The 8,183-nt window shown below is 72.5% G+C and carries 5 protein-coding genes; all 5 read left to right on the forward strand.

Going from position 1 to position 8,183, the window contains the following annotated elements:
• The first annotated feature begins 66 nt into the window (after positions 1-66).
• Positions 67-1,632: an ArnT family glycosyltransferase gene (locus tag KBZ04_RS01065; protein WP_254990061.1), complete on the forward strand. Its 1,566-nt coding sequence runs from the start codon at positions 67-69 to the stop codon at positions 1,630-1,632.
• The gene (locus tag KBZ04_RS01070; RefSeq protein WP_254990062.1) at positions 1,629-4,073 is read left to right on the forward strand and encodes a hypothetical protein; all 2,445 of its coding nucleotides are present in this window, start codon (positions 1,629-1,631) and stop codon (positions 4,071-4,073) included. Before KBZ04_RS01065 ends, KBZ04_RS01070 begins: the two co-directional genes overlap by 4 nt.
• Positions 4,070-5,473, forward strand: a complete 1,404-nt coding sequence (locus KBZ04_RS01075; protein WP_254990063.1) for a glycosyltransferase — start codon at positions 4,070-4,072, stop codon at positions 5,471-5,473. Before KBZ04_RS01070 ends, KBZ04_RS01075 begins: the two co-directional genes overlap by 4 nt.
• 10 nt (positions 5,474-5,483) lie before the next feature.
• The gene (locus KBZ04_RS01080) at positions 5,484-6,482 is read left to right on the forward strand and encodes a YbhN family protein (protein ID WP_254990064.1); all 999 of its coding nucleotides are present in this window, start codon (positions 5,484-5,486) and stop codon (positions 6,480-6,482) included.
• A partial coding sequence (locus KBZ04_RS01085) for an acyltransferase family protein (RefSeq protein ID WP_254990065.1) occupies positions 6,479-8,183 on the forward strand: 1,705 nt, incomplete at its 3' end. The genes KBZ04_RS01080 and KBZ04_RS01085, both read left to right, overlap by 4 nt.

The following is an 8,183-nucleotide window of genomic DNA, read 5'->3' on the forward strand; positions in this document are numbered from 1 at the left end:
CCATCCAGTGTCCATGTGCCAGAAAACACAACGTCCGGTACCCGGGGCTGCTGCAGAGTGCTGCCCATGAAGGCCCCGTGGGCGACGCTGCCCTTCCTGCCCCTGTTGCTCACGGCGGCGCCGCGCAGCTACCTGGCCCACGACGAGGGCTACTACGCCCTGCAGGCCCGCTGGATTGTCCAGGGCGGCCAGTGGCTGGCTCTCCCCTGGTGGGACCAGGTCATCTTCGATCGCACCATCGGCCTGCCCTGGCTGGTCGCCGTGGCCTACCGGCTGCTCGGGATAGCCCCCTGGGTGGCCCATCTGCCGTCGCTGGTGGCCGCCATCGCCTCCCTGCTGCTCACGGCGGCCCTCGCCAGGAGGCTGCTGGGGGGTGAGGGGGCCGGTCGGCTCGCCGCGGCCGTGCTGGCGCTCACCCCCCTCTGGCTCGACTACGCCCACCTGGCCAGCCAGGACATGCCGCTGCTGGCCCTGGAGCTGCTGGGGATCCTGGCCCTGCTGCGGGCCGGCGATACCCGCGAACGGCACTGGGCTCTCCTGGCCGGGGCCTGGATCGGCCTGGCCTTCCTGATCAAGGGCTTCATGGTGGCGCTGCCGGTGCTGGCCCTGCTGCCCTTTGTGCTGCTGGAGCGCCGCGCCCTGCTGCGGCGGCCCGTCTTCTGGCTCGGCCTCGCCCTGGGCTGGCTGCCGGTGGCGCTCTGGCTGGGCCTGAGCCTGCAGGTGCTGGGCCTGCCGGTGGTGGCGGGCCTCTGGCAGAAGCTGCTCTACCTGTCGGAAAGCGACGTCTACAGCGCCGGCCCGCTCTATTACCTATGGAACCTGCCGGCCAACACCGTCCCGTGGAGCCTGTTCGCCCTGGCGGGCTGGTGGGGCTGGCTGGCCGGACCGCTGGAGCGGCCCCGGCGCCTGCTGCTGCTCCTGTATCCCGTCCTGATGCTGCTGCTGCTGAGCGCCTTCCGCACCAAGACCCCCTACTACGGCTTGCAGCTCACCCCCTTCGTCGCCCTGGCGGCCACCGCCGGCCTGCGCTCCTGGAGCGCCGGAGCCGGCCGTTGGGCCCGCGGGGCGACACTCGCCGCCGGGGGCCTGGGACTGCTCCTGGTGCTGGCGTCGGTGGCGGTGCTCTGGCCCGGGGCGCCGGCCGGCCGGCTGGTGGCCAATGGGGTGGCGGGCCTGGCCCCGGCTCCGGAGCTGTTCGCCGTGGCGGCGGGGTGCCTGGGGCTGGCCTGGGCCCTGGTGCCCTGGTGCCGCCACGGTTCCCGCCGGCTCGGGGCACTCCTGGTGGGTCCCTGGCTGGCCCTGGCCCTGCTGGTGCAGGCCGGCCTGTTCACCGATCGAAGCCCCCGGCAACGGCAGGCCCTGGAGCGCCCTGAAGCCGCCGCGGCCGTGGCGGCCGGGCCGATCGCAGCCGTGGCCGGCGCCCCCCTCAGTGGCGAGGAGCATGCCGGGCTGATCCTGGTGGCCCTGGCCAGCCCGAGGCTCACGCCCCGGATCGGCCCCGCCGAAGGGGTGCCCCCAGGGGGGCGGGTGTGGATCCGGCGCCGGGAGCTGCCGGCTGGATGGCCCGTGCGGCTGCAGGCCCCCGAGCTGGAGCCCTGGGTGCTGGCCCAGGCGCCGGGAGCGGCTCGATGAGGCGGGCGCGCGGCCGGGACGGCTGGATCCTGCTCGGGCTGTGGCTGGCCGGGCTGCTCCTGGATGTCCTCTGGCTGCAGCGCCACGCCCAGCCGCCGGCCTGGGACCAGGGGGAACATCTCAGCCGTGCCCTGGGGGTCTGGCAGGAGCTGGGTGAGGCGGCGCCCTTCGATCCGCTCTGGTGGCAACGGCTCTGGGCCGAGACCCCCACCTACCGGGGGCCCTTCACCTATCTGGTGACGGCACCGGTGTTCAGCCTGCTGGGGCCCGGCTATGGCAGCGCGATCCTCTCCAACAGCGTGTTCCAGGCCCTGCTGCTGGGGAGCCTGTACGGACTGGGGCGCCTGGCCCACAGCCGGGCGGCCGGCCTCTGGGCCGCCTTTCTCTGCGGCGTCGCACCGGCCCTGCTCAACCAGCGCAGCGACTACCTGATCGATTTCAGCCTGACGGCCGTGCTCACGGCCACCTGGTGGCTGCTGACCGTCCGGGTGCTGGCCCGACCCTGGCCCCCCTGGCTCTGGAGCCTGGGCGGCGGCCTGGGGCTCGGGGCCGTCATTCTGACGCGCCCGACTGGCCTGGTGATGCTGTGGCTGCCCCTGCTGGGGCTGAGCTGGATGGCCCTCGTTCCCCTGCTCCAACGTGGCCGGAAGGCCCGCTTCGGCCGGCTGGCCGAACTGCTGCTGGCGCTAGCGGCGGCGACGGCCGTGGCCTGGCCCTGGTGGAGCCAGAACTGGCTGACGATCCTCTCCACGGTCAACAAGGCCCGCCAGTGGGGCGTCCTGTACCAGGACGGGCTGGAGGCGAACACCCTGGCGGGCTGGCTGTTCTACCCCCGCCTGCTGCCGACCATGGCCGGGGCCGCCCTGGTGGCGGTGGTGGTGGCGGGAGGATTGCTGAGCCGGTGGCGGCGACCCGGCGCCCCTGCCAACGCCCTGCCCTGGCCGCAGCTCGCCTGGTGGCTGAGCTTTCCGCTCGGGGCCCTGCTGCTGGCCACCCTGATGAGCACCAAGGACTTCCGCTTCGTCCTGCCCATGGTTCCTCAGCTGTGCCTCGGACTGGGGATCCTGCTGGCCTCGGCCATCGGTCGATGGACGACCGGCTGGCGGCTGGCGGTGGTGGGAATCGGGGTCTGGGGGGCCCTGGCCAGCCAGTTCGCCCTGGCGGCCAATCCCACCGGCTTCCCGCCACGCCCCCCCATCGCCGGCCCCCCCTGGCCCCTGGAGGCGATCGTGGCCACGATCCGCCAGCGCAGTCCGCACCAGCTCTCCACCCTGGCGGTGCTGCCCGACAGCCAGGGACTGAACGCCTTCAACCTCGACGCCGAAGGACGCCGCCAGACCTTCCGCGTCGCGGCCCGCCAGACCGTGGCCCCCGTCGACCAGCTCGACGGCGACCTGGCCGGCTTCGACTGGTTCCTGCTCAAGGGGGGCGACCAGGGGGTGATGAGCGATGAACGCCAGGCCGCCCTCGACGCCCAGGTGCGCCGCTCGCCGGCGTTCCAGGCCGCCGGCCGCTGGCCCCTGCCCGACGGCAGCAGCGCCGAGCTCTTCGGGCGGCGGGACCTGAGCCTGGCGGTGACACCGGTGGCCTGCGGGCCGGATTCCAGCCTCCAGCTGGATCTCAGCGTCGAGCCGCCCGCTCCCCTGCGGCCGGGCCGCGAAGCGGTGCTGGTGAGCCGCCTGCGGGGGCCGGCGGCCCAGCTGCGGGATGGCCTGCTGCTGCTCGACTGGCGGCCGGACTGGCGCCACGACCGCGGCATCGGTCAGGGCATGGTGCGCGCCGGAGCTTCCGGTTGCCTGGAGGTCCGCGAACGGCTGGCCCTGGTGGTGCCGGCCGGTCTGCCGGACGGGTCCTACCGGCTGCGGGCCCGTGCCATCGACGGCCAGGGACGGCCGTTGGCCTTGCGCAGTGCCCCGCTGACATTGAGCGTGGCGGCCGCCGGTGAGCTCGCCACCGGACCTGAAGGCGGGGCGGCTCCCAACCGCATCGACCAGCTGCTCGCCCTGGGGAGACTGCTGCGCCGGGGTGAGCTGGATCTGCTGTTCCAGCAGGTGGGACAGATCAACCAGCGCGATCCCCAGCAGATCTATCTCGCCCAGGGGGAGCGGCTGCTGCGGGCCCGGCTCCAGGGCCGTCCCCCCAGCCCCGGAGGCGCTGACCTGGAGGACCTCTATGGTCTGGCCCTGGCCCAGGCGCTGCAGCGGCACGCCGATGGGGCCGTCGACACCCTGCAGCGCATCGTGTCCCTCGAACCCACCAATCCCCATGCCCTGATGGCCCTCGGCTTCGTGCAGCTCTACCGGTTCCACCCCGGCCAGGCCCAGGTGGCGCTCGATGCCGCCGCCCGGCTCGACCCCGGCAACCGCACCCTGCGGACGCTGCGGATCGTGGCCCGTGGCCTGCGGTTGGATGTGGCCGGCACCCTGGCCCTGCTGCGATGAACGGCACGCTCAAGCCCGAGGGGCTGCAACGGTTCCACCGCCGCAACCGCGCCTATTACGACGACCTGAACCGGCTGCACCAGGTGCTGGTGGCTCCGGGCCTGAGGGTGCTCGAGATCGGCTGCGGCCTGGGGGATCTGCTGGCCGCCACCCACCCTGGCCACGGGGTGGGCATCGAGCGCGATCCCGCCATCGCCGAAGCCGCCCGGGCGGCCCATCCCAACCTGCGCATCCTCTGCGCCGAAGCGGCGGCCATCGACCCGGAGGCGATCGGGGAAAGCGAGCCCTTCGATGTGATTCTTGTCGCCAACACCCTCAACACCCTTGAGGACGTGCAGGGGGTGATCGAGCGGCTGGCGGCGTTCTGCCATGACCGCACCCGGCTGGTGGTGAGTTTCCACAACTGGCTGTGGCAGCCCCTGCTGAAGACGGCAGAAAGCCTGGGTCTGCGCCAGCCCCAGCCCCCCGAGAGCTGGCTCACCCCCAGGGACGTGCAGAACCTGCTCGACCTGGCCGGCTGGGAGGTGCTCAAGCAGGGGCACCGCTGCCTGCTGCCACGACGCGTCCCCCTGCTCGGCCCCCTGGCCAACCGCTGGCTCAGCCAGCTGCCCGTGCTGGAGCAGTTCGGGCTCACCCACTGGCTGGTGGCCCGTCCCGCCACCCCGGCCCAGCGCCGACCCCGCGTCAGCGTGGTGATCCCCGCCCGCAACGAGGCGGGCAACATCGCCGCCGCCATCGAGCGCATGCCCCTGCTGGGGTCGGCCACCGAGGTGCTGTTCGTGGAGGGCCATTCCTCCGATGACACCTGGGCCGAGATCGAGCGGGTCTGCGCGGCCTACACCGGCCCACTGCAGCTGCGGGCCCTGCGCCAGAGCGGCCGCGGCAAGGCGGACGCCGTCTGGCTGGGCTTCGATCAGGCCGAGGGGGAGGTGCTGATGATCCTGGATGCGGATCTCACCGTGCGTCCCGAGGACCTGCCGCGGTTCTACAAGGCCCTGGCCGAGGGCCGGGGGGAGTTCGTCAACGGCTGCCGGCTGGTGTACCCCCGCACCAGCGCCGCCATGCCGCCTCTGAACACGGCCGCCAACCGTTTCTTCGCCGCAGCCTTCTCCTGGTTGCTGCGCCAGCGGCTGAAGGACACCCTCTGCGGCACCAAGGTGATCTGGAAGGCCGACTACGAGCGCCTCAAGGCCGGGCGCGCCTACTTCGGCGACTTCGACCCCTTCGGCGATTTCGACCTGCTGTTCGGCGCCTCCAAGCTGAACCTCAAGATCGTGGAGGTGCCGGTGCGCTACCAGGAGCGCAGTTACGGCAGCTCCAACATCGCCCACGTCAAGGAGGGGCTGATCCTGGCGCGGATGTGTCTCTATGCAGCCCAGAAGCTGCGCTTCACGCCATGAGCACGCCGGTGTGCGCCCCCCATCCGTGCCGGAGGCGCTCCAGCCGCTGATGCAGAAGCGCTGGTTCCTGGGCCTGGTGGCCACGCTGGTCGTCTACCTGGGGCTGAGCTTCTGGTTCGGCTTCGCCAACGTGATGCGCTCACTGGCGGCGCTGCCCTGGTGGTGCTGGGTCGTGGTGCCGGCGCTGGTGGCCTTCGGCTATCTGCTGATGTTCCAGCGCTGGCAGTTCTACCTGTGGCAGCTGGGGCACCCCCTGCCCTGGCGTCCCAGCAGCCGGATCTACGCGGCCGGCCTCTCCCTGGTGGCCGCGCCAGGTCGCAGCGGAGAGGCCCTGCGCGGGCTGTGGCTGCAGCGGCGGCACGGCATCCCCGTGCAGGTGGGCGTTGGGGTGACCCTGGCGGAGCGGGTGACAGACCTGGCCGGAGCCCTGCTGGTGCTCGCCTGGGGGCTGGGGGGCCGGGTTCTGCCGGCCCTGCTGGCGGGCGGGGGAACCCTGGCCATCGGCGCCTGGCTGCTGACCCACCCGGCCGCTCTGCGGCGCCTGGAGGGGTTCCTCGACCGGCTGCCGGCCCACCGGCGCTGGCGCGGTCTGACGCGGCTGCTGCGGGAAGCCCTCGGGGCGGTGAGCCGGCTGCGCCGGCTGCTGCGGCCCGGGCCCCTGCTGGTGGGCACCACCCTGGCGGCCCTGGTGTGGCTGGTCGAGGCGGCCGCGCTGATGGGGCTGCTCCAGCTGCTGGGGGATCCCCTGCCCCTGACCCAGGCCGCCGTGATCCGCACGGCGATGGCCCTCGGCGGTGTCCTCTCCTTCCTGCCGGCGGGCGTCGGTACGGCGGAGGCCACGGCCATCGGTCTGGCGGTGGCTTTCGGTGTCGATCGATCGGCGGCGCTGGCCGTCACCCTGGTGCTGCGGGTGTGCACCGTGCTGCTGCCCACGGCGGTGGGGGTGCTGGTGCTGGCCCGACACAGGGACGGAGGCCCGGAAGAGGATCGCGACGGGGTGGGCGCGTGATCGGGGCCGTCCGCTCCCAGGACTCCCTGGCCAGAGGCAGCGCTCCCGCCTCGCCCAGCGGCTACCGGGCCGAGATCGACGGCCTGCGGGCCCTGGCCGTGGTGGCGGTGATCCTTAACCACATCGATGAACGGCTCCTGCCCAGCGGCTACCTGGGGGTGGACGTCTTCTTCGTGATCTCGGGCTTCGTGATCACCGCGTCCCTCACCCGCCGCCCGGCCCGCTCCCTGGGCGATCTGCTGCTGGGGTTCTACAGCCGCCGGCTGAAACGGCTCGTGCCGGCGCTGCTGGTCTTCGTGGTGGTGGGGGGGCTGCTGGCCTGCCTGGTGATCCCCCGCCCCCATACGGCCCTGCGCACGGGGATCAGCGCCCTGTTCGGCTTCTCCAACGTCTACCTCCATGGGCAGGCCACCGATTACTTCGGCACCGCCACCAAGCTCAACCCCTTCACCCACACCTGGTCGCTGGGGGTGGAGGAGCAGTATTACCTCCTGTTCCCCGTGGTGGCCTGGCTGACGGGCTTCGCCCGCCCCGGTGCCGGCGGCCAGCGGAACCTGTTCGCCGTGATGGGGGTGGCCTCGCTGGCGTCCCTGATCGCCTTTGTTCAGCTGTATCCCAGCCAGCAGGCCGCCGCCTACTTCCTGATGCCGCCGCGGCTCTGGGAGATGGGGGCCGGATGCCTGCTGTTCTGCTCCGGCGGCGTCTGGCCGGCGGCAGTCCGGGGGCTGGACCGGCTGCCGCCGCTGGCACCGGCCCTCGGCCTGGTGGGCGTGATGCTGCTGCCCCTGGGCTGGGCGATCCCTGCCACGGTCGCCGCCGTGGTGTTCACCACGCTGTTGATCGGCAGCCTGAGGAAGGGCACCGCCGCCTACCGACTGTTCAGCCTGCCGGCCCTGGTGGCCGTGGGTCTGATCTCCTATTCCCTCTACCTCTGGCACTGGGGCGTGCTGTCCCTGAGCCGCTGGACCATCGGCCTGCACTGGTGGTCGCTGCCGTTCCAGGTCGCCCTGATCGTGATTCTTTCGCTGGCCTCCTACCGCTGGGTGGAGCAGCCCCTGAGGCAGGCCTCCTGGGCACCCCGACGCAGGGGAACGATCGCGGTCGGGGTGGGCAGCCTGGCGGCCGGGGCGGGTCTGCTGATCGGGGTCGACAACCTGCCACCGTTCAGCCTCTACGCGGGGCGTAACCCTGTTCCGGCCGGGATGGGGGTGGAATCGCTGCTTGATCCCTATCGGGTGGCCGGCGCCGCCGGAACCTGGCAGGGCTCCCCCTGCGTCCTGGCCAACGCGGCCGATGCCGACAAGAGGATTTCCATCGAGGCCTGCACCCTCGGGGACTTCGCCAAGGCCCGCCACCGGGTGCTGGTGGTCGGCAATTCCTTCTCGGCCTCCTTCGCCGAAGCCTTCGACGACCTGGTGGCCAACGACAATTTCGCCGTGACGATCACCTCCGCCTGGGCCGCCTCCCCGGTGGGCAACTTCGCCGCCCTGGGCGGCAGTGGCCCTTTCGCCGCCAGCAACCGGGCCTACTGGAACCGGGTGGTGCCCGGGCTCGTCGACCGGCTCCGCCCGGGCGACTGGGTGTTCCTGGTCAACGACATGGTGATGTTTTCGCCGCCCAGCCAGGGGCCTGGCAGCCGCCTGATTCTCCAGACCCTGAGGGTGGGCCTCACCGACTTCTCGGCCGACCTGGCGCGGCGCG

Source organism: Cyanobium sp. N5-Cardenillas (assembly GCF_024345515.1).
Taxonomy (GTDB): Bacteria; Cyanobacteriota; Cyanobacteriia; order PCC-6307; family Cyanobiaceae; genus Cyanobium.

Bases quoted from the DNA above. Each gene is read 5' to 3' on its own strand.
- KBZ04_RS01065 (WP_254990061.1), top strand. From the start codon at position 67: ATGAAGGCCCCGTGGGCGACGCTGCCCTTCCTGCCCCTGTTGCTCACG.
- KBZ04_RS01070 (WP_254990062.1), top strand. From the start codon at position 1,629: ATGAGGCGGGCGCGCGGCCGGGACGGCTGGATCCTGCTCGGGCTGTGG.
- KBZ04_RS01075 (WP_254990063.1), top strand. From the start codon at position 4,070: ATGAACGGCACGCTCAAGCCCGAGGGGCTGCAACGGTTCCACCGCCGC.